This window comes from Larkinella sp., from assembly GCF_965227735.1.
In the GTDB taxonomy this organism is placed as follows: Bacteria; Bacteroidota; Bacteroidia; order Cytophagales; family Spirosomataceae; genus Larkinella.
The window spans coordinates 6,642,592-6,668,656 of the sequence record NZ_OZ245776.1; the positions used below are offsets into that span (position 1 = coordinate 6,642,592).

General features: G+C 51.8%; 19 protein-coding genes. 6 read left to right on the forward strand and 13 right to left on the reverse strand.

Translation table 11 applies throughout. The features are described from left to right. The first annotated feature begins 82 nt into the window (after positions 1-82). The gene (pheA, locus tag ACO064_RS26045) at positions 83-1,159 is read left to right on the forward strand and encodes a prephenate dehydratase (protein WP_421830119.1); all 1,077 of its coding nucleotides are present in this window, start codon (positions 83-85) and stop codon (positions 1,157-1,159) included. Positions 1,160-1,264: 105 nt separating this feature from the next. Here pheA and ACO064_RS26050 read toward each other — a convergent pair whose 3' ends face one another. From ACO064_RS26050 to ACO064_RS26080, 7 genes are all read right to left on the reverse strand, one after another. Beyond that, positions 1,265-2,197: a bifunctional riboflavin kinase/FAD synthetase gene (locus ACO064_RS26050; RefSeq protein WP_421830120.1), complete on the reverse strand. Its 933-nt coding sequence runs from the start codon at positions 2,195-2,197 to the stop codon at positions 1,265-1,267. Further along, a complete protein-coding gene (gene truB, locus ACO064_RS26055) occupies positions 2,194-2,892 on the reverse strand; it encodes a tRNA pseudouridine(55) synthase TruB (RefSeq protein WP_421830121.1) in 699 nt (232 codons plus the stop codon). The genes ACO064_RS26050 and truB overlap by 4 nt, the downstream gene beginning before the upstream one ends. Before the next feature lie 4 nt (positions 2,893-2,896). Continuing rightward, entirely contained in the window at positions 2,897-3,676 is a 780-nt protein-coding gene (locus ACO064_RS26060) for an undecaprenyl-diphosphate phosphatase (protein WP_421830122.1), read from the reverse strand. Beyond that, positions 3,673-3,876: a DUF3098 domain-containing protein gene (locus tag ACO064_RS26065; RefSeq protein ID WP_114405816.1), complete on the reverse strand. Its 204-nt coding sequence runs from the start codon at positions 3,874-3,876 to the stop codon at positions 3,673-3,675. The genes ACO064_RS26060 and ACO064_RS26065 overlap by 4 nt, the downstream gene beginning before the upstream one ends. Positions 3,877-3,938: 62 nt before the next feature. Then, entirely contained in the window at positions 3,939-4,817 is an 879-nt protein-coding gene (locus ACO064_RS26070) for a cell division protein FtsX (protein WP_421830123.1), read from the reverse strand. Positions 4,818-4,990: 173 nt separating this feature from the next. Beyond that, positions 4,991-5,374, reverse strand: a complete 384-nt coding sequence (locus ACO064_RS26075) for a DUF779 domain-containing protein (protein WP_421830124.1) — start codon at positions 5,372-5,374, stop codon at positions 4,991-4,993. A gap of 103 nt (positions 5,375-5,477) precedes the next feature. After that, positions 5,478-7,016, reverse strand: coding sequence for an aldehyde dehydrogenase family protein (locus tag ACO064_RS26080; protein ID WP_421830125.1), 1,539 nt, complete (start codon positions 7,014-7,016; stop codon positions 5,478-5,480). A gap of 225 nt (positions 7,017-7,241) precedes the next feature. Between ACO064_RS26080 and ACO064_RS26085 the strand changes: the two genes are divergently transcribed. Then, a complete protein-coding gene (locus ACO064_RS26085; protein ID WP_421830126.1) occupies positions 7,242-8,171 on the forward strand; it encodes a helix-turn-helix domain-containing protein in 930 nt (309 codons plus the stop codon). A 23-nt stretch (positions 8,172-8,194) separates the two neighbouring features. Here the strand turns inward: ACO064_RS26085 and ACO064_RS26090 are convergent, their stop codons facing one another. The 4 genes from ACO064_RS26090 to ACO064_RS26105 form a co-directional block, all read right to left on the reverse strand. Continuing rightward, entirely contained in the window at positions 8,195-8,611 is a 417-nt protein-coding gene (locus tag ACO064_RS26090) for a DoxX family protein (RefSeq protein ID WP_421830127.1), read from the reverse strand. A 168-nt stretch (positions 8,612-8,779) separates the two neighbouring features. After that, positions 8,780-10,855 (reverse strand): tetratricopeptide repeat protein, encoded by a 2,076-nt coding sequence (locus tag ACO064_RS26095; protein WP_421830128.1) that lies wholly within the window; start codon positions 10,853-10,855, stop codon positions 8,780-8,782. A gap of 382 nt (positions 10,856-11,237) precedes the next feature. Then, a complete protein-coding gene (locus ACO064_RS26100; protein ID WP_421830129.1) occupies positions 11,238-13,913 on the reverse strand; it encodes an MGH1-like glycoside hydrolase domain-containing protein in 2,676 nt (891 codons plus the stop codon). 345 nt (positions 13,914-14,258) lie between these two features. Further along, a complete protein-coding gene (locus ACO064_RS26105; protein ID WP_421830130.1) occupies positions 14,259-17,780 on the reverse strand; it encodes a methylmalonyl-CoA mutase family protein in 3,522 nt (1,173 codons plus the stop codon). 222 nt (positions 17,781-18,002) lie between these two features. On the opposite strand from ACO064_RS26105, the gene ACO064_RS26110 reads away from it, so the two are divergent. Next, positions 18,003-21,113: a cyclic nucleotide-binding domain-containing protein gene (locus tag ACO064_RS26110; RefSeq protein ID WP_421830131.1), complete on the forward strand. Its 3,111-nt coding sequence runs from the start codon at positions 18,003-18,005 to the stop codon at positions 21,111-21,113. Here ACO064_RS26110 and ACO064_RS26115 read toward each other — a convergent pair. After that, positions 21,094-21,687, reverse strand: a complete 594-nt coding sequence (locus ACO064_RS26115) for an HD domain-containing protein (RefSeq protein ID WP_421830132.1) — start codon at positions 21,685-21,687, stop codon at positions 21,094-21,096. The two genes, ACO064_RS26110 and ACO064_RS26115, sit on opposite strands and share 20 nt — an antisense overlap. A 212-nt stretch (positions 21,688-21,899) precedes the next feature. Between ACO064_RS26115 and ACO064_RS26120 the strand changes: the two genes are divergently transcribed. From ACO064_RS26120 to ACO064_RS26130, 3 genes are read left to right on the forward strand one after another with little or no spacing between them, the layout of a single operon-like run. Further along, positions 21,900-23,636, forward strand: coding sequence for a hydroxysqualene dehydroxylase (locus ACO064_RS26120; RefSeq protein WP_421830133.1), 1,737 nt, complete (start codon positions 21,900-21,902; stop codon positions 23,634-23,636). Next, on the forward strand, positions 23,633-24,313 hold the full coding sequence (locus tag ACO064_RS26125; RefSeq protein ID WP_421830134.1) for a DUF6989 domain-containing protein: 681 nt from the start codon (positions 23,633-23,635) through the stop codon (positions 24,311-24,313). The genes ACO064_RS26120 and ACO064_RS26125 overlap by 4 nt, the downstream gene beginning before the upstream one ends. Positions 24,314-24,316: 3 nt before the next feature. Next, entirely contained in the window at positions 24,317-25,561 is a 1,245-nt protein-coding gene (locus ACO064_RS26130; protein ID WP_421830135.1) for an adenylate/guanylate cyclase domain-containing protein, read from the forward strand. A gap of 83 nt (positions 25,562-25,644) precedes the next feature. Here ACO064_RS26130 and ACO064_RS26135 read toward each other — a convergent pair whose 3' ends face one another. Continuing rightward, positions 25,645-26,058, reverse strand: a complete 414-nt coding sequence (locus ACO064_RS26135; protein WP_421830136.1) for a hypothetical protein — start codon at positions 26,056-26,058, stop codon at positions 25,645-25,647. Positions 26,059-26,065: the final 7 nt, after the last annotated feature.

Below are 26,065 nucleotides of genomic sequence, written 5' to 3' on the forward strand. Positions count from 1 at the left end.
AATGGTGAATGATGAAAGTTCAGTACGCTTTCAGCATTCATTGTTCATTATTTGTTATTCGTTATTTATTGTTCATTAAAGTATGACCCTCGAATCCCTCCGTACGCAGATCGATTCCATCGACGATCAATTGTTGCATTTGTTGAACCAGCGCATGGAAGTGGTGCGGCAGGTTGGCGAATTAAAGAAATCGAGCAAGTCCGTCATCTACCGCCCCGAGCGGGAGAAGCAGATTCTGGATCGGCTGCACGAACTGAACAGGGGCCTGATGACCCCGGCAGCCATCGACGCCATTTACCTGGAAATTTTTGCGGTTTCGCGGAACCTGGAAATGCCGGAGCGGGTGGCATATCTTGGTCCGGAAGGGAGTTTTACACACCAGGCCGCCGAAAGCCGGTTCGGTGCCATGAGCGATTACATTGCCCTGCCCACCATTCGGTCGGTGTTCGAAAGCGTTGAAACGGGCCGCAGCCGGTTTGGCGTGGTACCCATCGAAAATAACCAGGAAGGTGTTGTCAATGAGACGATTGACCTGTTGTTTGAAAAAGACCTGCTGATTGCGGCCGAAGCCCAGATTCCGGTGCACTTTACGTTTGCCACCCAAACCGACGTGCTGAGCGAGATCACGCACATCTATTCCAAAGACATTGCGTTTGGTCAGTGCAGCAAATTTTTGCGGGATTATTTTGACGGATTGTCTGCCGAAATGATTCCGGTCGAGTCGACCTCCAAAGCCGCTAAACTGGCGGCTCAGCAACCCCGGGCGGCCGCCATCTGCTCCAACATTGCGTCCAAGCTGTTCGGTGTACCGGTTTTGTTCGACAACATCGAGGATACCGATCTGAACCGAACCCGTTTTTTAATTCTGGCCAAGGATTTTGAAAATCAGAAGAGTGGTCGTGATAAAACCACGATTGTGGCCCGGCTGCCAAACACGAACAAACCCGGTGTTTTGGCGCAGTTCCTTCAGGAGTTCGATGCCCGTCAGATTAACCTGACCAAAATTGAAAGCCGTCCGTTGCGGGAAGGGGCTACCTTTAAATACTGGTTTCTGATCGAGTTTGAAGGCCACGCCAGTGACCCCGGCGTTCAGGAAATTCTGGAACACCACGGCGCAGATGTCAAATGGCTGGGGAGTTATGTGCGGTCACTGGGGTGATAAAAGGTAATTTTAAATGAAAAATGATGAATGCTAAATGTAAAAGTGGCTGGTCGCTGACAAACTTTTACATTTAGCATTCATCATTTTTCATTTAAAATTATGTTATCTTCCTAGAATCTCTCTCGTCTGTTCAACATCCAGTTGCATTTGATCCACCAGAGCCGCTAACCCTTCAAACTTCAACTCCGGGCGCAGGTATTCGATAAACCGCACGGTCAGGTGTTCGCCGTAAATCTCCTGGTTGAAATCAAAAATATAGACTTCAATCGTACGGTGCGTTCCGCCGACGGTAGGCCGGGTGCCAATGCTCATCGCGCCCCCCAGTTTTTCGCCTTTGTAAATGACTTCGGCGGCATAAATGCCGTTGGCCGGTACCAGCTTGCTCGGATCATCGACCTGGATGTTGGCGGTTGGGTAGCCAATGGTGCGGCCCAGTTGCTGCCCTTTGACGATGGTTCCGCTCAGGCTGTAGGGACGCCCCAGGAATTTGGTGGCGGTTTTCAGATCACCTTCCAACAGAGCCGTCCGGATTTTGGAGGAACTGACCCCCACATCTTCCACATCCTGCCGTGGGATTTCCTCAATCTCAAAACCGTAGTGATGGGCATGTTGCTGCAAATAGTCGAAGCTGCCTTCCCGGTTGCGGCCAAAATGGTGATCGTAGCCGATGACCAGCTTTTTCGTTCCGATTTTCTCCACCAGGATTTGTTCAATAAATTCCGCCGAAGACAGTTCGGAGAACGAACGGGTGAAGGGAATCACCACCAGATTGTCGACGCCCGCAGCCGCCAGCAACTCGGTTTTCTCTTCCAGTGTCGAAAGCAGTTTCAGGCCCTGGCTGTCGTTGGAAACCACCGTGCGCGGGTGTGGCCAGAATGTCAGCACCACGGTTTCACCACCCTCGTCGCGACGGGCAATTTCGGTGAGCCGGGTCAAAATTTTCTGGTGGCCTAAATGAACCCCATCGAAGGTGCCGCTGGTGACAACGGCGTGGGGGATGGGTTGAAAAGTATCGGTTCCGTGGTAAATCTTCATGAATGTAATGGCTCAGCCGGGCGGTTTTTGCTGATAAATCCGTCGACGGTGTCCGCTTCTTCAATGCGAAACGCACCAATCCGAGTTCGGCGGAGGGCTTTTAAATACGCGCCATTTTGCAACAATAATCCCAAATCGCGCACTAAGCTACGGATGTAGGTCCCTTTTGAGCAAATAATCCGGAAATCAATTTCTGGAAACCGCTCGGTATCGACTTCAAAAGCGGAAATGGTTACTGTCCGGGATTTGATCCCTCCCTCCACATTGTCGGCAGTTTCGCCCCGGCGGGCTTTTTCGTAGAGTCGTTCGCCATTGACCCGAACGGCAGAATAGATGGGGGGAATCTGGTCGATAACGCCGGTGAGTTGCTGAACGGCGGTTTGTATGGCTTCGGGGGTGATTTCGGCAACATCGAATTCGGCATCGAAATCCGTTTCCAGATCGACGGAGGGCGTGGTTTTGCCCAGCACCAGCGTGCCGGTGTATTCTTTTTCCTGCGCCTGGTAGTTGTCGATCTGCTTGGTCATTTTGCCGGTGCAGAGAATCAGCAGACCCGTTGCCAGCGGATCGAGCGTTCCGGCATGACCGATTTTCTTGAACTTTCCCGCAAATTTGAGCTTCTTGACGACATCGAACGACGTCCAGGTCAGCGGTTTATCGATGAGAATCAGTTGGCCTTCGTCGGGTTGTTGCATGGATTTAGACAACATCCAGTTTTACGCCTGCCGCCATCAGACCCAGCAACAACAAGCCGAGCGCAATGCGGTAATAGCCAAATACTTTGAAACCGTATTTGGTCAGAAATCCGACAAAGCTCCGAATGGCGAGCAGGCCCACAATGAACGCAACGAGGTTACCGAGCAACAGAATCTGGATGTCGTCGGATTGAATGGTTTTGTAGGTTTTCAACAGTTTGTAGCCCGTAGCGGCCGCCATGGTTGGTACGGCCAGGAAGAACGAAAATTCGGCGGCCTGTTTCCGCGTAAGTCCCTGGGTCATCCCCCCAATGATGGTGGCGGCTGAACGGGAAACGCCCGGAATCATGGCGATACACTGGAAAAAACCAATTTTCAGGGCTTCCGGAAATGTGACGTCATAATCCCGCGGAAACTGCTTGAAGATGCGATCGATGTAAACCAGCAGAATTCCGCCCAACAAAAGCGTAATGGCAACGACAGTGACATTTTCCAGCAGCGAATCGATGAAATCATTCAGCAAAAAACCGATGACGGCGGCTGGCAGGAAGGCCACGAGGAGCTTGAAATAGAAGTCGGTGGTTTGCAAAAACCGGCGCCGGTAGAGCACCAGCACCGAAATGATACAGCCGAACTGGATGTTGACGGTATAAAGCTTGGTGAATTCCGATTTGCTGATGCCGACCAGGGACGAATAAATAATCATGTGGCCCGTTGAAGAAACCGGCAAAAACTCGGTCAACCCTTCAATAATGGCAAGAATAATCGCGTGGAGGAAACTCATTGATTCGTTGGTCGGCGCAAAATGGCAAAAAATTCGAGAATAAAACCACCCATGACAATCAAAGGCCCGATGGTAAGACCTAGGGCTCCAAAGCCAAATTCTTCCGTATCCATGCTCATTACGATGAAGCCCAGGAGAATGATCACCACGCCGATCACCATCAGGGTGTAGTTGGCGCGTCCGAAGGGAAGTTTACTCATAGAATTAAATGGTTTAATGGCAAGATGGTTAAAAAGGATGGCTGCTTAGGCCATTCAATGGGTTAGTACAAGTCGTCCAGCGATAGGCTCAAATACCGGTGAACCGCCTGGAACGTGCTGATTAAACCGATGATGATGCCCAGCACCACGACGGCACCCAGCAAAATGGCAATTTTTTCGGGTTCCTGTAAGGTCGCCAGACCATCGATGTTGCGGAGGGCAACCTGTAATAAAATGAACAGAAGTGCCGCGGCAACAATGCCACTCATCAGGCCCTGCGTCATGCCGCGACGAAGAAACGGAAGCTGAATAAATCCGTTGGTCGCGCCGACGAGCTGCATGCTCCGAATGAGCAACCGCTGGGAATACAAAGCCAGCCGGATCGTATTGTTCATCAGTACAACGATGATCACCAGCATGATCACCGCAAAAACCGACATGATGATGTAGATTTTGGTGATGTTTTTGTTGATCTCGTCGACGATATTTTCCTGGTAAATGACTTCAAAAACACCGTTGACGCTTTCCAGATCGTCTTTTACTTCCTGCAGCCGGACTTCTTCAAAATAATCCTCCTGCAATTTGATGCGGTAGCTGTCTCGTAATGGGTTTTCGTTCAGGAAGTTGGTGAAATTCTCTTTGGTGTCGGCCATAAACTCTTTGGCCGCCACATCTTTGCTGACGAACGTAATCTGAGGTGACGTTCCGTTGACAAGGACATACGGTTTTTTTACGATCTCAGCGTGGAGCTTTTCAAGTTTGGCGGCATCCAGATCCTTGTCCAGAAACACCCGCACTTCGTTGTTTTCACGAATGTATCGAACCAATTTCTTGGACTGAAGCACCAGCATTCCGCAGAAACCAATCAAAAACAAGGCCGAAGTCAGGCTGAAAAGAATCATCCCGCTCGGATACGCACCCACTTTCTTTTTTGAAGCCATAGAAAACTCCGTCGGGCAGTGTCATCCTGCCATGCCGACGTCGGTTACAAAAATACGGATTTTGCCCGAACACCAACTCATTCTGCGGGATAGAGGAGGGAGATTTAGGAAAAATTAAGAGATAAGGGGCAAAAGGGGCAACTGAGCGGCTTCCTGTCGGGTAATTATACCGCTCAGGCTTCGATCGGCCCGACGTGAACCGGCGTCAACTGGTCGAGTTCTTCCAGTTCAAAAAGCCGGGAGCGAATGAAAAACCGGATGCCAAGCGGAATTTCCAGCGAAAAACTAGCCCCCCGGCCGGGCGTTACGTCGATGGTCAGTTGGGTATGTTTCCAGTATTCGAACTGGTCTTCCGACATAAAAAAGTCACAGCCGTGAACCGCTCCGAGCCAGACGTCGGAGGAGCCGATCAGGAAGTCGCCTTTGGCAAAACACATCGGCGACGATCCATCACAGCATCCTCCGCTCTGGTGAAACATCAGTTCGCCATGCTCCCGGCGTAGTTTGTCGATGATGATAGCAGCAGCCGGTGTAATCTCAACGCGGGAAATGCTCATGGTTTTGTGATTGAGCGATAGAGCGAATGAGTGATTGAGTGAACTGCCTTCCGTCTCTTGGCCCCCTGTTCACTCAATCACTCATTCGCTCAATCACAATTGATTAAAAGAACCCCAGTTTATTCTTGCTGTATGAAATCAGCAGGTTTTTCGACTGGCGGTAGTGGTTGAGCATCGAGAGGTGGTTTTCACGACCGAAGCCCGACTTCTTATACCCGCCAAACGACGCGTGCGCCGGGTAGTTGTGGTAACAATTCACCCACACCCGACCCGCCTGAATGGCCCGGGGCACCTGATACAATTCATGCGCATCGCGGGTCCAGACGCCTGCTCCCAAACCGTACAGCGTATCGTTGGCCATTTCGATGGCTTCATCGACGGTTTTATAGGTCGTGGCCGAAACCACCGGGCCGAAGATTTCTTCCTGAAAAATCCGCATTTTGTTGTTGCCCCGGAAAATCGTCGGCTCAATGTAATACCCGTTTTCCAGGCCATTGTTCAACTTCGCAGGGCCACCGCCGGTCAGAATTTCGGCACCTTCCTGCTTGCCGATATCGATATACGACAGAATTTTCTCGTACTGATCGTTGGATGCCTGCGCACCCATCATTGTGGTCGTATCGAGCGGATGACCCAGTTTGATGGCTTTGGTGCGTTCGATTACCCGCTCCATAAAACCGTCGAAAACGCTTTCGTGAACCAGCAGACGCGACGGACAGGTACAGATTTCGCCCTGATTCAGCGCAAACATAACGGCACCTTCGATACACTTGTCAAAAAACGCATCGTCGGCATCCATGATCGATGGCAGGAAGATATTCGGCGACTTGCCGCCCAGTTCCATCGTGACCGGAATCAGGTTTTCCGACGCATACTGCATGATCAAACGGCCGGTGGTGGTTTCGCCCGTGAAAGCCACTTTTGCGACGCGCTTCGATTGCGCCAGCGGTTTGCCCGCTTCCGGACCAAAACCGTTGATGATGTTGATGACTCCCGGAGGAACGACGTTTTCGATCAGCTCCATCAGCACCAGAATCGAGGTCGGCGTTTGCTCGGCGGGTTTCAACACCACGCAACAACCGGCCGCCAGGGCGGGGGCGAGTTTCCAGGTGGCCATCAGCAGCGGGAAGTTCCAGGGAATGATCTGGGCCACCACGCCAATCGGCTCCTTGATGATCATCGAAACCGTATCGGCATCCAGCTCCGACACCGATCCCTCTTCGGCCCGGATGACGCCGGCAAAATAGCGGAAGTGGTCGACCACCAGCGGCAGGTCGGCTGCCATCGTTTCGCGGACGGCTTTTCCGTTTTCGACGGTTTCGACGCGCGCCAGGAATTCGAGGTTGTTTTCAATGATGTCGGCGATTTTGAGCATGATGTTGCTGCGTTCGGTGGCCGATGTGCGCGACCAGGTCGCAAACGCTTTATGAGCCGCATCCACCGCCAGTTCTACGTCGGCAGCTCTTGAACGGGGCATTCTCGAAATCAGGCTATCGTCGATGGGGGAGTTATTTTCAAAATATTCACCGCCAACGGGCGGGACCCATTTGCCGCCAATGAAGTTTTCATACTGATTCTTGAACTGAGGTCTTTCCAGTTGGGTAGCCGAGCGGGTGGCCACGGGTGCTTCTAAGGTTTCCATGGATGTAAGAATACGTTAAACTGATTTTCGGAATTTGAATTGTGACAAATTTTGCCGAAATCGTACTAAAGTTTTTTCGGTATCGTCTCAAAAACTTACGGTATTGTCTCTTTCTTTTTTCCTCATCGATTTTACGAGAAAGCACTATTTCTCGTGATGAATACGGTTTTCAGGAAAGTTGGAAAGTTGAAATCGGAATGGTAAACGAAACAGAACCAGTCGCTTATGGCATCGGGAAAAAAGTCATTGCAGAATTCGGAAGCGTTGCCGGCCTGGGGTGGCCGCCTGGATGCGCTGGTGGAAAATAAGCTCACGTTGAGCCATGATGTGGCCGAACTACATCTGTACGAAACGTTCCAGCGGGCGCAGTTGGTCGAACTGGAATTTGGTGCGCCGGTGCTGACCAGCATGCTGACCGGCAAGAAAGTCATGCACATCGACGAGTTGAAACCGTTTGATTATCTGCCCGGTGAATCGCTGGTGTTACCGGCCAACAAACCGATGAAAATTGATTTTCCGGAAGCGACCGTCCAAACACCCACCCGCTGCATTGCGCTCACGATTTCGGGGGAGTTTATCCAGCAAACCGTCAACTACCTGAACGAAGAATATCCCCGGAGCGAACCCAGCGAACTCTGGGAGGTGGATACCAATAATTACCACTTGCAGAACAATTTCGAAATCAGCTCATTGATCGATAAAATCATCCGGTTATACCGGGAAAACAACGTTCTGAAACCGTTCTTCATCCACAATTCACTGGAAGAACTGATCGTGCGGCTGATGCAGACCCAGGCCCGGCGGGTGCTGGTCGATCAGGCGCGGAAATACATGAGTTCGCACCGGCTGGCGTTTGTGGTGGAATACATTCGCAACAATCTGACGAAGGCGTTGGCGATCGACGAGTTATCCAATCAGGCCTGTTTGTCCAAGTCTCACTTTTTCCGGTTGTTCAAAAACGAACTTGGTATGTCGCCGATCCAGTTTATTCTTCAGGAGCGCATCCGGCTGGCGAAACAGATTTTGAGCAATCCCGCCAAGTCGATTACGGATGCCTGTTATGAATCGGGATTCAATAGCCTGACGCATTTTAGCAATGCGTTTCGAACCGTAGAGCGCATCAGCCCCCGTCAGTACAAACAGCAGCTTGCCTAGGCGGTTTTAATGTTCGTGCCGACTCATCCAGTCGTCCATCGAAACCTGCCCGATCCAACGACCAGAAACATAATCAGCAGAAACAGTACGACAATCGATAACCACAGTTCGGAATTGAGGGCCGAGAAACCCTTGCTGATGTTGATGAAAAATACGGCCCCCAGCAGAATGGGCAATTGAGCCAGCACGGCCAGGCGCGTCAGCATCCCGAAGGCGATCAGCACCCCGCCCACCAGATGGGCAAAGGCAACGTAGTGAACCAGCATAACCGGCGTCAAACCGAAGCGGTTTCCGCCAACGAGCGAAGAAAGGTAGGTGGTGTCTCCAATAAAACTAACTCCTTTCAGGAACAGGATAATTCCCAGCATAATGCGAAGAGCGTCAATCCAGGCAGGGTGATGCGTATCGCCCCAGTGTTCAACTCGTTGTAACACGTTCATGACATCGCTTATTTGGTATAACTACCCTAAGTTAGTCATTTTTATTAGACAAAAGCAAGTACTTATTGAGTGATTTTGGTATTGAGTGAATGTGTGATTGAGCGATTGAGTGATAGAGAGTGATCTTCGATTTTTTCACTCAATCGCTCAATCACATATCACTCAATGTTAGATAATCTTCGGGCATTTCGTGCTGCCCGCCAGCCGGGATCGGCGTGGTTTGGGCATACGCTTGCTGGCAACCCGGGTGGTTGGCGGAGTCTTGACTTTGGAAGGGTTCGCGATGATTTCCATCGTCACCAGGTCGTCCAGCGGCCGGTAGTCCGGCGGGGTAGGAGCGTCGGTTTGGATCGGGAAGTAGTGGTCGCCGGGGAATTCGTAGCGTTCGAATTCGTAATCGTAGAGGTAAATATTAATGTAACCGTCTTTGCTGTATTTTGAACTAATCGAGTTGGTCGGCATCAGGTTCTGCGCCTGGAGAATGTCGGGTCGGCGCGCGAGCGAATCCTTGAAATACTCTTTGTAGACCTTGTACCGGTTAAACTGGTATACCATACTGGCCGAATCGATGGTGAGGGCAATGTTCAGGTAATGCAGCCCAAATTCACCTTTTTTATTGCGGGCATACAAAACCCCCAGGTTGTTGATGGCACTTTTGTCCAGATGGCCCAGGTAACTTTGAACGGCCTTGTCGTATTCTTCCGTGTTTTTGTAGACGTTTCCTAGATTGTTATAGTACGTTTTATGCGTCGAATCGAGGTCGCGCGATCGCTCGTAATCGCGGACGGAGCGGTAGTAGTATTGTCTGGCATTGTGAAAATCCCGCTCTTTCTCGTGTTTGAGGGCAAGATAGGAGCGGACAATGCCCCGGTTGTTGTACAGGAATGCTTTGTGATGTCCCCGGTTGATGACGCTGTCGAGAACGGCTTCCGCCTGTTCGATGCGGTCTTTCTCCAGCAGTGAAATCGATAAACCGTTTAAGGCATTCAAACTCTGACGGTTATGGTGCAGAGCCCAGGAAAAGTTGTCGTACGCTTCCTCCATATTTCCCGACTTCAGGTACATATTCCCTTTGTTAGTCAGCATCTTGTCGTTTTGCGGAGACAGGCGAATGGCTTTTTCCAGATACGACAGCGTGTAGCGGAAGCTGTCTTTTTTGCGGTAGACTTCGCTGGCACCGGCATAGGCCGCCGGGTGTTCCTTGTTCAGTCGCATGGCAACGTTCAGGTCGACCAAGGCAGTGTCCAGTCGGTTGAATTCCAGGTGCGTAAGGCCACGGCTTAAAAAGCAATCGGCGAGATTTTTGTCTTTCTGATCGAACAGATCGGGTGCTTGCAGGAAGTGGTCCATCGCCTGTTCGTGCAGGCCCTGCCGGTGGCTGATGACGCCCAGACCCAGGTGAATGTGCTGATTTTCCGGTGCCAGGGCCAAAGCGGCTTCCAACTCGATGCGGGCCGAGCGGTAATCGCGAATGCTGCACAGGGCGTTGCCCAGGCCGGTCCGGGCTTCCACCCATTGCGGACGAAACTGAACCGCCCGGCGGTATTCGGCCACGGCTTTGGCAAACTCTTTCTGACCATAGAAGGCATTCGCCAGTCCAAAGCGGGCTGGTACCTGGTAGGTTCGGTCATTGGTGAGCAGATAATCGGTGAATTTTTCGGCGGCTTCTTCGTATTCTTTCAGGCCGAGGAGCGCGTTGCCCAGCCGAACCGGCAGCATCATGGTAAGTTCCGGCACTTTTTCGACTGATTCATAAGCGTTCAGGGCTTCGCGGAATTTCCCCAAACCCAGCAAGGCATCGCCTTTGACCATTCTATACACCGGCTCTCCGGGTCGCATCCGAACGGCATCCGAAGCAGCCCGGCTGGCTTCCTCGAACTGACCCGCGTGGAGGTGGGCGACGGCCCGGTTGAAAGCCACTTTGTCGGCTCCTTTTCCGCCGGGCGTGTTTTCCAGCAGGGCCAGGCCCACTTTTACATCACCACTCATGCAGAAAAAGACGCCCTGATTGGCCTGGGCGTGCGAAAAGTTGGGGATTTGCTGCAACAGGCTGCTGGCTTCTTCATACCGTTTCAGACGGCTCAGGATGATGGCCTGGTTGTAGAGCAGGGTGTCGGAAGGGCGACCCGCGGAAGCGCGTTGCAGAAGCTGGAGTGCCCCGCTGTAATTCTTGTTTCGGGCCAGTTTGATGGCGGTATTGTTGAGCCGGGGAACGGAATCATTGTCTGATTTTAAGTCAGACATTCGTCCTGACGCATACCCGGTTATCGGTTGAAAAACGACAAAACACAACAACAGAATCACAGGGTACAACAACCGCGGCATCAGAGAAATTAGTTAGGACGGGCTGGTGAAGATACAATTTTTGGTTATATGAGCCAAAGAAAGTGAGTTGCCGGTCGGCTTTTGTGAGTATATGGGCGAATAAACAGCGCTGATAAACGTTTAAGTAACGTTTTCCTGAAACTGAGTTTTAGGGTAGTTTAGAATTGGTAACCCCAATTAATACAAATTGAATTGGTGCTTATAGGTACGTATGAAATTGTAATCAAGAAGGAAAGGCCGGTAGAAATACCGTTCGCTGCTAAACGTAAAAAGCCGGCACTGAACCGGCTTTTTACGTCTGTTACAATACTTTGGCATGAACCGGTTCTTTCTGGAGCCGGTGTTGATACAGGAATTCGATCAGGTCTGCCACCAGCCCGGTCCAGCCGGTTTGGTGATTGGCGCCGAGGCCGCTGCCGTTGTCGCCGTGGAAATATTCAAAGAACAGGTGCATGTCCTTGAAATAGGGGTCATCCTGGTATTTTTTGTAGCCATTGTAAGCCGGTATTTTGCCGGTTTCGTCGCGCCGGAAAATGTTGACCAGACGTTCGGCCACCAGCACCGTTGCTTCCTTGATGCTCATAACCTGACCCGAATTGGTCGGGTATTCGATCTCGAAATCGTCGCCGTAGTAATTATAAAACTTCAGCAGGGAGTCGATCAGCAGGTAGTTGACCGGAAACCAGATCGGCCCCCGCCAGTTGGAATTGCCGCCGAACAAACTCGTTTCCGATTCGTTCGGAACGTATTTAACCGAGAAAATCTCGCCGTTCAGGTTGAACTCGTACGGTTTTTCACCGTGGTATTTCGACAACGCCCGGATGCCATAATCAGACAGAAACTCAGTTTCGTCGAACATCCGTTTGAGCAGCATTTTCATCCGGTGACCCCGGAGCAGCGAGAGCAGGTGGGTCGCGCCCTTGCCCGGTTCGTGCCAGCGCGAAATCATCGACGCCAGATCCGGGCGGTTGGTCAGAACCCACTCGACCCGCCGTTTGAAATCCGGCAGTTTTTCCAGCAAATCATCATCCAGAATTTCGACGGCAAAGAGCGGAATCAGGCCCACCATCGAGCGAATTTTCAACAGCATACTGGCGTTGTCGGGCGTGTGCAGCACGTCGTAGTAGAACTGATCGTCCTCGTCCCAGAGGCTGATGCCCTGTCCGCCCAGATTTTTCATGGCAGCCGCAATGTGCAGGAAGTGCTCGAAAAACTTCGAGGCCATGTCCTGGTAGGTGGGCCGGGTCAGCGCAATTTCGCAGGCAATCCGCAGCATATTCAGCGTGTACATGGCCATCCAGCCCGTTCCGTCGGCCTGTTCGATGTGGCCACCCATCGGCAAGGGCTGGCTGCGGTCGAACACCCCAATGTTGTCGAGGCCGAGGAAGCCGCCCCCAAACACGCTGTTACCGCTGACGTCTTTCCGGTTTACCCACCAGGTAAAGTTGAGCAGCAGTTTGTGAAACACACGTTCCAGAAAATTAATATCCCCCTTGCCGTTCATGTCGCGGTCGATTTCGTAGACTTTCCACGTCGCCCAGGCATGAACGGGTGGGTTCACATCGCCGAAATTCCACTCGTAGGCCGGAATCTGTCCGTTGGGATGCATGTAATACTCCCGCAGGATAACCGCCAGTTGGCGTTTGGCAAAATGCGGATCAAGCCGGGCGAGTGTCAGGGTATGAAAGGCCAGATCCCAGGCGGCAAACCACGGATATTCCCATTTGTCGGGCATCGACAGGATGTTGGCGGTGTACATGTGTCGCCAGCCGGAGTTGCGCTGGTAGGCCCGTCCATGAAACGGCGTAGGCATTTTGGGGTCGCCTTTCAGCCACTCGTTCACATTGTAATAATAGAACTGCTTGTTCCACAACATGCCCGCGTAGGCCTGCCGCTGAATAATTCGCAGTTCCGGGTCGGTCACATTGGCTTGCAGTTGATCATAGAAATCGTCCGCTTCCCGAACCCGTTGGTCAAAAATGGCGTCATAATCAGCGAAAGGCTGGCTTTTGTGTGTGTCCTGACTAAACCGCAGCCGAATGGTGACGGACTCACCGGCTGGAACCGTTCGGACATACCGGGCGGAGGCTTTTGAGCCAATCTGATTCGGATTGACGTGTTTTTTATCGCCCGAAATGATGTAATCGTTGACGCCGTCCTTACAAAACAGCGACTCATTGGGAATACCGTAGAGCCGTTCCGTGTTGGTTTCGTTTTCGCAGAACAGCAGTTCGTCGGCGTCTTCGCAATACAGTTTATACTTGCCCAGGAGCTTATGATCGACCGCAATCTGGGTGGTGGCAATGCCGTTCAGAATGGGCTTGTAAGCATATTGCTCATAACCCCACGACCAGGTATTGCGGAACCAGAGTGTGGGCAGCATCGTGAGTTTTGCAGCCTCCTTATACCGGTTGTGGGCGGTAATTTTGATCAGAATGTCGTTTTCGTCATTTTTGGCATATTCGATGAAAATGTCGAAATACTGGTTGGTGTCAAAAATACCGGTATCGATCAGCTCGAATTCGGGTTCCAGACGGTTTCGGTGCCGGGCTTCATCGACCAGACGGGTATACGGAAACGCTTGCTGGGGATACTTGTACAGCATTTTCATATACGAATGGGTGGGCGTACTATCCAGATAATAGTACATCTCCTTCACATCCTCGCCGTGGTTTCCTTCGGGGCCGGTCAGACCAAAAAGCCGTTCCTTGATGATGCTATCCGTGTGATTCCAGAAAGCCAGGGCAAAACAAACGTGGCCTTTGTTGTCGGAAAGCCCGCCAATTCCGTCCTCACCCCAGCGATAGGCCCGGGAGCGCGCCATGTCGTGGGTGATGAAACCCCAGGCATTGCCGTGGACGCTGTAATCTTCGCGAACCGTGCCCCAGGAACGTTCTGACAGATAAGGACCCCACTTCTTCCACCCTTTGTTATCGGCGCGGGTATAAATGCGTTCGCGTTCGATGCTGTTTTCCATCTTGAGGTTGTATCCCATTGTGAAGCTTCAAGTACAGTGTTGCGGCAAATTCAGGTAAATCAGGTCAACGATGACACTGCCATGAAGTCATTGATCGCCTTAAATTAGTATTCTGATCTAATAATGGTGCCATTGAGAGACCATTATTTTTTTATTCTTTTCCCTAAAAAAACGCATCAACAAGTGATGGTCTATTAATTATAAGTTGAAAAAAACGCGGTTTGCCAGACAAAAGAAGGTGCGGATTTTTGAAACATTTACCGAGTCTTTGCATTTTTCGCGCCAATCTCTCCACCCGTTGGTAAATGTTTTTTTTCGGTTTAAACCAGGTAACGGCTGCGTTTTTTACATATTCCGGCGGTATTGGCCGCCCACTTCATACAAGGCCCGCGACAGTTGGCCCAGCGAGCAAACTTTGGTGGCTTCCATGAGGGCTTCAAAGATGTTGCCGTTGGCCAATGCGGTTTGTTGCACCTGTTTTAAAACTACATTGGCTGCTTCGCGATTTCGTTCCTGAAAGGCTTTCCGGGATTCGATGGCGTACCGTTTCTCGTTGTCGGTCGAGCGGATGACTTCCTCTGGAATGCGGGTGGGCGAACCGTTGGGGTCCAGGAAGGTGTTGACGCCGATGAGGGGGAGTTTGCCGCTGTGTTTCTGCATTTCATACACCATCGACTCGTCCTGAATTTTACTGCGCTGGTACATGCGCTCCATTGCGCCCAACACGCCACCGCGCTCGTTCAGACTTCGGAATTCGTTCAAAACCGCCTGTTCGACCAAATCCGTGAGTTCTTCCATACTGAAGGAGCCCTGCAAGGGGTTTTCGTGTCGGGAAAGACCAAATTCCTTGTTGATGATCAACTGAATGGCCATCGCCCGGCGAACACTTTCCTCGGTGGGCGTCGTGATGGCTTCGTCATAGGCGTTGGTGTGCAGAGAATTGCAGTTGTCCGACAACGCACTCAGGGCCTGCAAGGTGGTGCGGATGTCGTTGAACGCAATTTCCTGCGCGTGCAAACTCCGGCCGGAAGTCTGAATGTGGTATTTCAGCTTTTGCGAACGCTCGTTGCCTTTGTATTTATATTTCATCGCTTTCGCCCAGATGCGACGGGCCACGCGACCCAGCACCGAATATTCCGGGTCCATGCCGTTGGAGAAAAAGAACGACAGATTGGGTGCAAAATCATCGATTCTCATGCCCCGGGCGAGGTAGTATTCCACGAACGTGAACCCGTTGGAAAGCGTAAAAGCCAATTGCGAGATCGGATTGGCACCGGCTTCGGCAATGTGGTAACCCGAGATGGAGACGGAATAAAAGTTGCGAACCTGCTGGTCGGTGAAATACTGCTGGATGTCGCCCATCATCCGCAGGGCAAATTCCGTCGAAAAAATGCAGGTGTTCTGTGCCTGATCTTCTTTCAGAATATCCGCCTGAACGGTTCCCCGCACCTGTCGCAGCGTGTCTGCCTTGATCTTTTCATACACCTCCTTCGGCAGAACCTGATCGCCGGTGGTTCCCAGCAACATTAATCCCAAACCCGTGTTGCCGTCCGGTAATTCGCCCTGGTAAGTGACATCGCCCCCCGGCCCCCTGAAGGGAGAGGTTAATCCGGCGGTTTCCACTACCCCTGAAGGGGGTTGGGGGGCGGTTTGTCGCAAGTACAACTCACACTGCTGGTCGATGGCGGCATTCAGAAAAAAGCCGAGCAGCATGGGAGCAGGACCATTGATGGTCATGGAAACCGAGGTGGCCGGGTCGCAGAGATTAAAACCGCTGTAGAGCTTTTTGGCGTCGTCCAGGGTGCAGATGTTGACGCCGGAGTTGCCGATTTTGCCGTAAATATCGGGGCGGTAATCGGGGTCTTCGCCGTAAAGCGTCACCGAATCAAACGCGGTAGAAAGCCGTTTGGCAGGCATGCCTTTCGAGACGTAGTGAAACCGTCGATTCGTCCGCTCCGGGCCGCCTTCGCCCGCAAACATCCGCGCGGGATCTTCGCCTTCGCGCTTCAGGGGAAACACACCGGCGGCATAGGGAAACTCGCCCGGCACATTTTCGGTCAGCAGCCAGTGCAGAATGTCACCCCAGTCTTCGTAGGTCGGCAAACTGATTTTTGGAATTCGCAAACCGGATAAGGAGGTCGAGAACAGGCTCTGGTGAATCGTTTTGTCCCGAACCTGATACTGGTAGGTGTCCGCCCGGTATTTTTGTTTCAGATCCGGCCAGGCTTCCAGGAGTCGTCGGCAGTCGTGGTGAAGGCGGTTTTCGAAGTCGACATACAGAGATTTGAGGGCTGGAGTAACCGTGTCGTCTGAAACCCGGTCAGCGGTCGGAGACCCTGACAGCGGTTGAATTGAATTAGTATCACCCAAACCGCTGTCAGGGTCTCCGACCGCTGACAGCGGTTCAGACGACAGGGTGTCCAGTACCCCCGACAATTGATACATCTTCCGGGCAATCGCGACCTGCTCATTCACGAAGGCATCATACTGATCACTGGTTTCGACAATTTCGGCCAGATAGCGAACCCGTTCCGCCGGAATGATGGCAGAGGGCGCAGTGGAGGGTTGAGTAAAAAGGACCTGATGCAGAAAATGAGCCCCGGTTTTTTGCTGAACGAGCTGCATCAGTTTCGAGAACAGGGCGTTCATGCCGGCATCGTTGAACTGCGAAGCAATCGTTCCGAAAATAGGAAGTTCATTGTCTGGTATTTCCCAAATACCGGGATTGGTGGCTGCGTGATTTCGGCGGTATTGTTTGCGAACATCCCGCATCGCGTCCAGCGAACCGCGTTTGTCGAACTTATTTATGGCAATGACGTCGGCAAAATCGAGCATATCAATCTTTTCCAGTTGGGTGGCTGCGCCGTATTCCGCCGTCATGACATATAAACTCACGTCCGAGTGTTCGGTGATTTCCGTATCCGACTGCCCGATGCCGGATGTTTCGATGATGATCAGATCAAACTGAGCCCACTGGCAGATTTCAATGGCATTCCGAACGTGTTTACTCAAAGCCAGATTAGCCTGACGGGTTGCCAGGGAGCGCATATACACCCGCCGGGCTGCCAGGTCGGGGTGGATGGCATTCATCCGAATGCGGTCGCCCAGTAGGGCACCCCCGGTTTTGCGTTTCGACGGATCGACGGAAATAATGGCGATGGTTTTGTCGGGAATCGTCAGCAGAAACCGCCGAACGAGTTCATCGACTAAAGACGATTTGCCCGCGCCACCGGTTCCGGTGATCCCCAAAACCGGGACCAAACCGCGATCGGTTTGTGGAAACGACTGGTTGATTTTTTCATACGATGCCGGTTCATTTTCCGCCACTGAAATTAATTCCCCGATCAGGTTGACATCTTTGGTTTGGGCAATCGAAGCCAGTTGACCGTTCAGCTTTGCCAGGTGGTCGGCCGTTCCGGTCGGGTGGTCACAATGTTCCAGCAAGTTGTTGATCATGCCCTGCAATCCCATCGTTCGTCCATCGTCCGGCGAGTAAAGCCGGGTCACGCCATAGTGGTGCAGTTCGTCTATTTCGGTGGGTAAAATGGTGCCACCTCCACCGCCAAATACCTTAATATGAGCTGCTTTTCGTTCCCGAAGTAAATCAATCATATACTTGAAAAATTCGACATGTCCACCCTGGTACGATGTGACGGCAATGCCCTGCACATCTTCCTGAATGGCGCAGTCAACAATTTCGGCCACCGACCGGTTATGACCCAAATGGATCACTTCGGCACCGGATGCCTGCATGATCCGGCGCATGAGGTTGATGGCGGCATCGTGGCCGTCGAACAAAGAAGCCGCCGTAACGATGCGTATGGGATGCTTGGGCTGGTACGGAATAATCGTTTGGTGAGATACCATGATCAAATTGTAAATTGTCGTGTAAAAGTAGGCAGAATGGCGGAAAAGCAGTATTATTGATTATCATTAGCAAGTTTTAAAACCGGCATGTCGCCAGCTCAAAAGTTCTACCGTTCGATTGGTGTACGCCATCATGAAGTTCGAACAGTCTGGTTATTTTTCTTACACAACTTTTTTCTCGGCATTGGGACGATCCTGGTTTACGTTTCAGCGAACGTCATTTTGCTTGAAAATCACCCCGAAACCAGCCTGCCCATCGCCTACATCGGTTCTGCGATTGCGATGATGATCGTCGGGAAATTGTACGCACATTACGAGCATCTCCTGGCCCTTCGAACGCTGGCCGTCCGGGTTTTGTGGGCGGTTATTATCCTGACATTCATCATCGATGTGCTCGTTCTGGCGGGGCATTCGGTGTGGTCGTCCATTGCCATCATGGTTGGTTTCCGGATGATCTATCTGCTCACGAATCTGGAGTTCTGGGGTGTTTCGGCGGTGGTGTTCGACGTCCGGCAAAGCAAACGGTTGTTCAGCGTCATCAGTTCGGGTGATATGCCTGCCAAGGCAATGGGGGCCATTCTGGCCGCTCTGGTTCATGCCCATACCGATATGTTTTTCCTGCTGATTGTAGCTTTCGGGTCCTTTTTGGCGGCCATCTACATCCTGCGGCTCACCTATCATTCCCACGATGTTCACGCCACGCACGGTTCTTCGCGCGTTCGTCAACCCAATCAGTCGCTGATCGTCGAGCATTTATTCGGAAACAGCCGCCTGATCACCTCCATGTGTCTGAGTCTGGTGGCGGTGGCGACGGTGGCCGCCAGCGTGGAATACGCTTTTTTTATCAACGTTAAATACAAAATCCACTCAACCACCTCGCTGTTGCAATACCTGAGTAAGGTTCTGGCACTGACCTACTTGATTGCTATGGTTGTGAAGGTGATCATCTCGGGACAGGCGCTCGACCGACTGGGCATCCGGCGTTCGCTGCAATTGTTGCCGATCACCGCTTTGGTTGGTGTAATCGTTTTCTGGATTGTCTGGGTGCTGGACGTCAGCGAACCGACCTGGCTGTTGTACTATTGTGCGCTCTATCTGACGTTCGAGGTCATGCGCCGTTCGCTGTTCGATCCGGTTTTTCTGGTGCTTTTTCAGCCGCTGACGACCCAGCAACGTTTACACGGCCATACGCTCGTCAAAGGATATTACGAACCGCTCGGGATGGCCCTGGCCGGGGTGATGATTTACGCGTTTCATGCCTATCCGGAGTTGAACGAGTGGGTGCTGTTTGTCTGGATGGGCATCGGCACGCTGGTGGCTTTCCTGCTGCTCCGGCGGACGTATCAAAACTACCTGAACGAACTGAAGTCGGCTTTGAGTCGGCGGTTTCTGGGAACGAACGAGCTGGCCGCACCCGAAGAGGTGTTGAATCTGGTGTTGACGAACCTGGAAAGCGCGCGGGTCGAGGAGGTCATCAACGCCATGAACTGGCTGAAAACGCACCACCCGGAAAAACTGTCCGACGCATCGGTCATGCTCCTCAGTCATGCCGAATTGCCGGTTCGCCGGTTTGCGCTGGAATCATTTATAGACCTGAAATTTCCAGTTGATGCCCCGCTTGTTTATCGTCTGGCGCTTCAGGATTCCGAACCGGCAATCCGGGCGCTGGCCAGCCGTTTGTTTGCAGGATTGCCAAAAGCTGATGCGAAAGGCGTAGCGGATTTATTGCACCACCCGGAGCTGACGACCCGCAAAGGGGCCATTCTGGGGAGTTGGAAAAACCGCCCGTATACGAAGCTGGCTACCGAAAGTTTGGATAAGTTGAGTGCATCGAACGATCCGGCCGACCGAATGGCGGTTTTGGAGGTCATCCGGGGGCTTCAACTGCAACAGCGCAGCGACCTGGTTACCGCTTCTTTGAAAAGCAGCGATCCTGCCGTCGTGAATGCCGCCATTCGAACGGCTGGCGTTATGGGAAATGCCGCTTTGACCCGCCAACTCGTCCACCTGCTGTCCGACAAGTTCTACTGGCGAACCGCGGCCCGGAGCCTGAGTGACATGCAAACGGCGGCTGTTCCGTTTCTGGAAGAAGCCGTTCTGGCGTCATCCGATACGCTGCTGATTCGCCGGATTGCGTCGGTTTGTGCAAAAATCAAGGTTCCTGAAAGCCATCACCTATTGACTACCCTTGTCGGCAAACCCGATTTGACGGTTCGGATGGCTGCTTTGCGGGCGTTGAGTCATCTGGAAAGTGTCGCTACCAAATCGGAGATTTACTACCCGGTTTTGCAGGAAGAACTGAAACTGGCGCAACGGTTACTCCACGGCAGTCTCCACAAAAATGACAAAGAACTGCTGGCTTGTCTCGATTATGAAATCGGTCTGCTCTTGCAACGGGTTTTCTTTCTGCTCATGCAACTGTATGATCGCGACGTGATTGCCAGCGTTCGGACGGGGATTGACCATGCCTCGCGCGAACGGCGCGCGAATGCGCTGGAAATGCTCGACAATCTGATTCCCCGGGTGGTCTACCAGTGTCTACAAGCCCTGCTCGATGATGTTCCGGTGGCCGAAAAAGTCCGCCTGGTCGATGCGCAACTGGAGCCTTTTCATTCGCAGGAGCCGTTGCTGACGTACATTTTGCACCAGGGCGAAACCATGTTTTCGGCCTGGACGATCAGTGTAGCCCTGCGCCGGTGGACCTCCCGCTCGCTGGCAAACACCCGTTTGTTAGGCTTGTACATTAACCATCCGATTCAGCTACTGAGGGAAAGCGCCGATGGTGTTTTGCAGGTAGTGAAGGAAAATCACCCCGAATGGTACCAGCGATTGCTGGCCGATCATCCTACGTTAGCAAGTCAACACATGAAATCAACAGAAGCCCACATTTCTGATTTTGAGCGGGTTATTGTTTTGAAAAATACCCGGCTCTTTGCCGATACGCCCGAAAATATCCTGAGTACGATTGCGCCGATCATGAAAGAAGTCACGTACCAGGATGGTCAAACGATTTTTCAGAAAGGCGACATTGGGAATTGTATGTTCGTGATCTATTCGGGAACGGTCGATATTTTCGACCGCCAGCAGCGGTTGGCGCAATTCGGGAGGGGTGATGTGTTTGGTGAACTCGCTCTGCTCGACACCGAACCGCGCTCAGCTTCGGCGGTTGTTGCCTCCGATGTGCTGCTGTTCCGCATCGACCATGAAGATTTTTACGACCTGATGGAAGAGCGCGAGGAAGTGTTGCGGAACATGATGCGAATTCTGTGTCAACGCATCCGGCTGCAAAACGAGAAAATCCAAACCATGTCGGTCATACCGAATAATGGCTGACAATTTCTTTCAGACTGTTCAACCGTTCCTGCTTGTTGGTTTGCCGTAAAGCCGTAGCGGTTTTGGTCCAATAGTGGTGGCTTTCCAGAAAGCTGACCTGAATCCGGTTCCAAGCGGTTTCGTCGCGAATAAAATTACGCTCTTTCAATTCTTCAAAAAGCGAGCTGGCAATCGGGTCAAAATCCGCACGGCCCAGGTAATCCAGATCCGCATCACACAGGATTTCTTCGAACAGATTCTGTGGATTTTGCGGTATTTTGGTCGCCATGATCATGCCGCAAATCTGCTCGATTTGCCCGGGAAGGTAGCCAAACTGCGGAAGTGTTTCGCGGGCATAGCGGCACCCCTCAGCCTCGTGACCCTGGTAGGTGGTGATAAAACCGCAGTCATGGTAGAGCGCGGCCGTTCGCAACAGTGTCAGCGATTCCGTATCGGTAACATCCTCTGCCTGTGCCAGTTTAGAAACCGCATCAACCACATCCAGGGTATGATGAAGACCGTGGTAATACAGGGTGGGCGAAAGGTCGCGCTTCAATTTAGCAAGGATAAACTCCTCAGCTTTCCGCAGATTCATCGGATACAGGCTAATAACGGGTGATTAATCAAACGTACTACAAATTGGTACGGTTGTCAACATCTGTCTGAATATTCATTACAAGTGACTATTAGTAGGCAAACGGTAATATTTTAATTATCTTATTGCGGAGGAGCTATTTTAAGTATAAATTGTTTTTTTTCCAATTTATCTACTACTCAGTTCTCCTAAACCCAAATTATTGCAAAGCTATGAGTCCAAAGGTAGTTATTCTCGGCGGAGGAGTAGCCGGTATGAGTGCGGCTCATGAATTGATCGAACGGGGATTTGCCGTTGAAGTATACGAAAAGAAACCCGATTATGTCGGCGGGAAGGCCCGCAGCGTGAATGTTCCCGGCAGTGGCAGCGGGGGGCGTCTGCCGCTCCCCGGCGAACACGGTTTCCGGTTTTTCCCCGGATTCTACCGGCACATTACCGACACCATGAAACGGATTCCCTTCAAAAATCCGAAAACCGGGAAAGCCAACAAGCGGGGGGTGTTTGATAACCTGGTGCAGAGCAACAAAATGATGATGGCCCGGTTCGATCAGGCGCCCATCATCGCCCTGAGCAAATTTCCAACCTCGCTCGCTGATCTGGAAGTGATCTACGATGACATCTTCAAGACCCATACGGGGCTGAAACCAGGCGAGTCGAAGTTGATGGCGCACAAGCTCTGGCAACTCATGACAAGCTGCAAAACCCGACGGCTGGACGATTACGAAAGCATTGGCTGGTGGGAATTTACGGAAGCCGACGATCATAGCGATGCCTACAAAGCTCTGTTTGTGAATGGGTTGACCCGGACGTTGGTGGCCGCGAAAGCCCGCAAAGCCAGTACGAAAACCGGTGGTGATATTCTGATTCAACTCGTGTTCGATTTGCTGAATCCGGAAATTCAGGTCGACCGCGTTCTCAACGGCCCGACCAACGACGTGTGGCTCAATCCGTGGTATGATTACCTCGTGCAAAGAGGGGTATACTACGAAAAAGGGCAGGAAACCGTTGAATTCCTTTGCGACAAAAAGACCATCACGGGCGTCGTTGTCGAAGATGCGGAGGGCAACCGGAAAACCGTTCAGGGCGATTACTACATTTCGGCCATGCCGGTCGAAGCGATGGCACCCCTTGTAAATGAGAACATGCTGTATAAGGATGCTTGTCTGGATAATATCTGTACGCTGGCCAACAATGTCGACTGGATGAATGGGATTCAGTTTTATTTATCCGATCAGGTAGACATTATCGACGGCCATATCATCTGCGTCGATACACCCTGGGCGCTGACGGCGATTTCCCAACTCCAGTTCTGGGGCGATTTCGAGGTCAGCGGTTACGGCGACGGTACGGTTAAAACCGTTTTGTCGGTCGATGTCTCGGACTGGGAAACGCCGGGGATTTTGTATGGCAAAACCGCTCAGCAATGCACCTTCGCCGAAATTAAAGACGAGGTCTGGGCCCAATTGAAGCGAAGTTTCAACGTCGAGGGAAAGGTTCTCCTGCACGATGAAAATCTGGTGACGTATTATATCGATTCTGATATCGTCGAAAAAAATGGCGTAGCGGTGCAGAATACCGAAAAACTGTTGGTAAACTTAACGAATACCTGGGACCTGCGCCCCAATTCCTATACCGAAATTCCCAACCTGTTTCTGGCTTCCGATTACGTAAAAACCTTCACCGACCTGGCTTCGATGGAGGGTGCCAACGAAGCCGCCCGCCGGGCCGTCAACAACATCATCAAACGTTCCGGTTCAAACGCCCCGCTGTGTACACTCTGGGATTTGCACGAGCCATTCCTGCTGTTGCCGTTCCGGTGGTTTGATAAAATCCGGTACCGGAAAGGATTGAACTGGCATTCCGACGTGCCGAAAACCGTGCAGACGGTGGCCACCGCAAACGCTATTTTTCAAAAAATGAAAGTCGTGGTCAAACGACCGTTTCTATGATTTCACTACCGGTTACCCGACATCACCAACGCATCCGAACCTATTTTATTCTGCTAACGCTGGGCCTGGTGCTGGGCATCGGCATTGTCAGCGACCGCTACCGGCTGGGCTGGCAGTCGGCGGCCTGGCTGGCCTACGGCACTTATGCGGTTCTGGTTTTGTTTGCCTGGTTCTATCACGATCTGTTTCTACGAAAACTGCTGATTTTCGGCCTGATTGGAGGGGTCGGTGAGCTGCTGGCGGATTGGTGGCTGGTCGATGCAACGGGGACGTTGATTTACCCGAATGATGAACCCATGCTCATTCGATCACCGCTGTACATGCCGTTTGCCTGGGCGGTTATTCTGGTTCAGATTGGTTATCTGGGCTGGCTGGTCAGCACCTGGAAGCCGGTGTGGGTGGCGGTTTTGGCCGCAGCCTTGCTGGGTTTGTCGATCATTCCGCTCATGGAACACTGGGCCAAAGATGCGGGCTGGTGGTATTATGTTCATTGTCGGATGATTGGAAGTGCTCCGTTGTATATTATCGTGGGAGAGGGTGTCATCTGTACGTTGTTGCCGGTTTTTTTCCGGCGAATCAACAACCGGTCGGGTTGGTCTGATGCCATTGGCCTGGGGCTTGCCCAGGGTGCCTGGATCTGGCTGGCCTACGTGATTTGTTATTATTTGTTTCGGTAGGCCATGATGAAGCGACTCCAGGACTACATCTACGGGTTTATTCCTCCCGAAGCCTTTTCCGACGAAATCACCTTACGCCGGTATAAACTGCTGGCTTACACCTGTTTCATTACCGGAGTCTTTGCCTTTTATTACTCCCTGGATTCCATCCGGTTTTCGTTTGTGCCGGGGGTGGCTGGTATGTTTGTGTTCGGTATTTTGTATTTTGTTTTGCTGTATCAACTGCGCACCCGGCCATTTCAGTGGGTGGCCAATGGCTATAGCATCGTGGGTGCCATCACGGTCCACAGCATCATTCTCTTCAGTGGAGGAGCGTATTCGCCAGCGCATCCGTGGCTCATTTCTTCCCCAATGGTGATTCTACTGGTTGCCGGTCAGCGAAATGCGGTTATTTGCCTGATTTACAACTGTCTGTTTTCACTCACTTTGTGGTTACTGGCCGCCAACGGGACCGTAATGGAAATGTACTACGATACGTCCTGGGAGTTGAGCTTTAGTGCCAGCAGTCTGATTGGATTGATCATCATTTGCTTCATCATTGTACTGGTTTTCGAGAACGGAAAGAATACCGCATTGAACCAGCTTCAGGCGAAAAACCAGCAGATTGAAGCGGAAAAGAGACGATCCGACGAGTTGCTGCTGAATATTCTTCCGTCCGAAATTGCTGAAGAAATTATGCAGAACGGCAAATCGACTCCGCACTTTTTCGATTTAGTAACGGTCTTGTTTATTGATATTCAGAATTTTACGGCGCATGGTGAAGACATGACCCCCGAAGCATTGGTGAATCAGATCGACTTTTATTTCCGATCCTTCGACAACATCATCAGCAAATACCGCATTGAGAAAATCAAAACCATTGGTGATGCGTACCTGTGCGCGGGCGGTTTACCGGTGCCCTACGCCGACAATGCCCGGGAAGTGGTGAAAGCCGCGCTGGAAATTCGCGCCTTTATGGAACAGAGCCGAACCGAACGGGAGGCTACCAATCTGCCCTTTTTCGATTTTCGGATCGGGATTCATTCCGGCTCCGTCGTGGCCGGGATTGTCGGGCTTAAAAAATTCGCCTACGACATATGGGGAGATACCGTCAACACGGCCGCTCGCATGGAGCAGCACGGCGAGGTAGGAAAAGTGAATGTGTCGGGCACGACCTACGAACACATCAAAGATCATTTTCAGTGTCGGCACCGGGGCAAGATCGATGCGAAAAACAAGGGAAAGATCGACATGTATTTTGTCGACTAGAAAACACAACGCCCGGCCAATGTGGTCGGGCTTGTCGTAGTTGTAGTATAGCAAAGCGTGAGTCGTGCCAAGCACAACCAATGTTAATTCTGGGGATTGAGCCGGTCGATCAGCATTTTATTGAACATCCGCTCGGTATTGTGAAGCTCCTGAAGCTGTTGAGCCGTAATCACGCGCAAAAATTTGGCGTTGTATTCTTTTTCCAGATCAACCAGTTTTTGCTTGAGTTCGACGGATTCGTTCAACTCGCTGATCGCTTCGTTGCCACCGGGTTTGCTCGATTTGCGCAGTTGCCGGGAAATATCCCTCCGCCGGTCGCTGTATTCGTTGTAGATGGGCCAGAATTGGGGAGCCTGTTCCGTGGTTAAATTCAAGCGGTTGGTAATCAGCCCGATTTTAGCACTTTCTATTTTCTGACGATCCTGATTCTGTGCGGCCGCCGGTAACGTCAGCAGCAAGCCAAAGAACAAAATCAGTAAGCGGGTGAACGATTTCATAGGAGTG

What these genes read in the sequence shown, in the direction of transcription:
- pheA (WP_421830119.1), top strand. Translation starts at nt 83, where the DNA reads ATGACCCTCGAATCCCTCCGTACGCAGATCGATTCCATCGACGATCAA.
- ACO064_RS26050 (WP_421830120.1), bottom strand. Translation starts at nt 2,197, where the DNA reads ATGAAGATTTACCACGGAACCGATACTTTTCAACCCATCCCCCACGCC.
- truB (WP_421830121.1), bottom strand. Translation starts at nt 2,892, where the DNA reads ATGCAACAACCCGACGAAGGCCAACTGATTCTCATCGATAAACCGCTG.
- ACO064_RS26060 (WP_421830122.1), bottom strand. Translation starts at nt 3,676, where the DNA reads ATGAGTTTCCTCCACGCGATTATTCTTGCCATTATTGAAGGGTTGACC.
- ACO064_RS26065 (WP_114405816.1), bottom strand. Translation starts at nt 3,876, where the DNA reads ATGAGTAAACTTCCCTTCGGACGCGCCAACTACACCCTGATGGTGATC.
- ACO064_RS26070 (WP_421830123.1), bottom strand. Translation starts at nt 4,817, where the DNA reads ATGGCTTCAAAAAAGAAAGTGGGTGCGTATCCGAGCGGGATGATTCTT.
- ACO064_RS26075 (WP_421830124.1), bottom strand. Translation starts at nt 5,374, where the DNA reads ATGAGCATTTCCCGCGTTGAGATTACACCGGCTGCTGCTATCATCATC.
- ACO064_RS26080 (WP_421830125.1), bottom strand. Translation starts at nt 7,016, where the DNA reads ATGGAAACCTTAGAAGCACCCGTGGCCACCCGCTCGGCTACCCAACTG.
- ACO064_RS26085 (WP_421830126.1), top strand. Translation starts at nt 7,242, where the DNA reads ATGGCATCGGGAAAAAAGTCATTGCAGAATTCGGAAGCGTTGCCGGCC.
- ACO064_RS26090 (WP_421830127.1), bottom strand. Translation starts at nt 8,611, where the DNA reads ATGAACGTGTTACAACGAGTTGAACACTGGGGCGATACGCATCACCCT.
- ACO064_RS26095 (WP_421830128.1), bottom strand. Translation starts at nt 10,855, where the DNA reads ATGTCTGACTTAAAATCAGACAATGATTCCGTTCCCCGGCTCAACAAT.
- ACO064_RS26100 (WP_421830129.1), bottom strand. Translation starts at nt 13,913, where the DNA reads ATGGAAAACAGCATCGAACGCGAACGCATTTATACCCGCGCCGATAAC.
- ACO064_RS26105 (WP_421830130.1), bottom strand. Translation starts at nt 17,780, where the DNA reads ATGGTATCTCACCAAACGATTATTCCGTACCAGCCCAAGCATCCCATA.
- ACO064_RS26115 (WP_421830132.1), bottom strand. Translation starts at nt 21,687, where the DNA reads ATGAATCTGCGGAAAGCTGAGGAGTTTATCCTTGCTAAATTGAAGCGC.
- ACO064_RS26120 (WP_421830133.1), top strand. Translation starts at nt 21,900, where the DNA reads ATGAGTCCAAAGGTAGTTATTCTCGGCGGAGGAGTAGCCGGTATGAGT.
- ACO064_RS26125 (WP_421830134.1), top strand. Translation starts at nt 23,633, where the DNA reads ATGATTTCACTACCGGTTACCCGACATCACCAACGCATCCGAACCTAT.
- ACO064_RS26130 (WP_421830135.1), top strand. Translation starts at nt 24,317, where the DNA reads ATGATGAAGCGACTCCAGGACTACATCTACGGGTTTATTCCTCCCGAA.
- ACO064_RS26135 (WP_421830136.1), bottom strand. Translation starts at nt 26,058, where the DNA reads ATGAAATCGTTCACCCGCTTACTGATTTTGTTCTTTGGCTTGCTGCTG.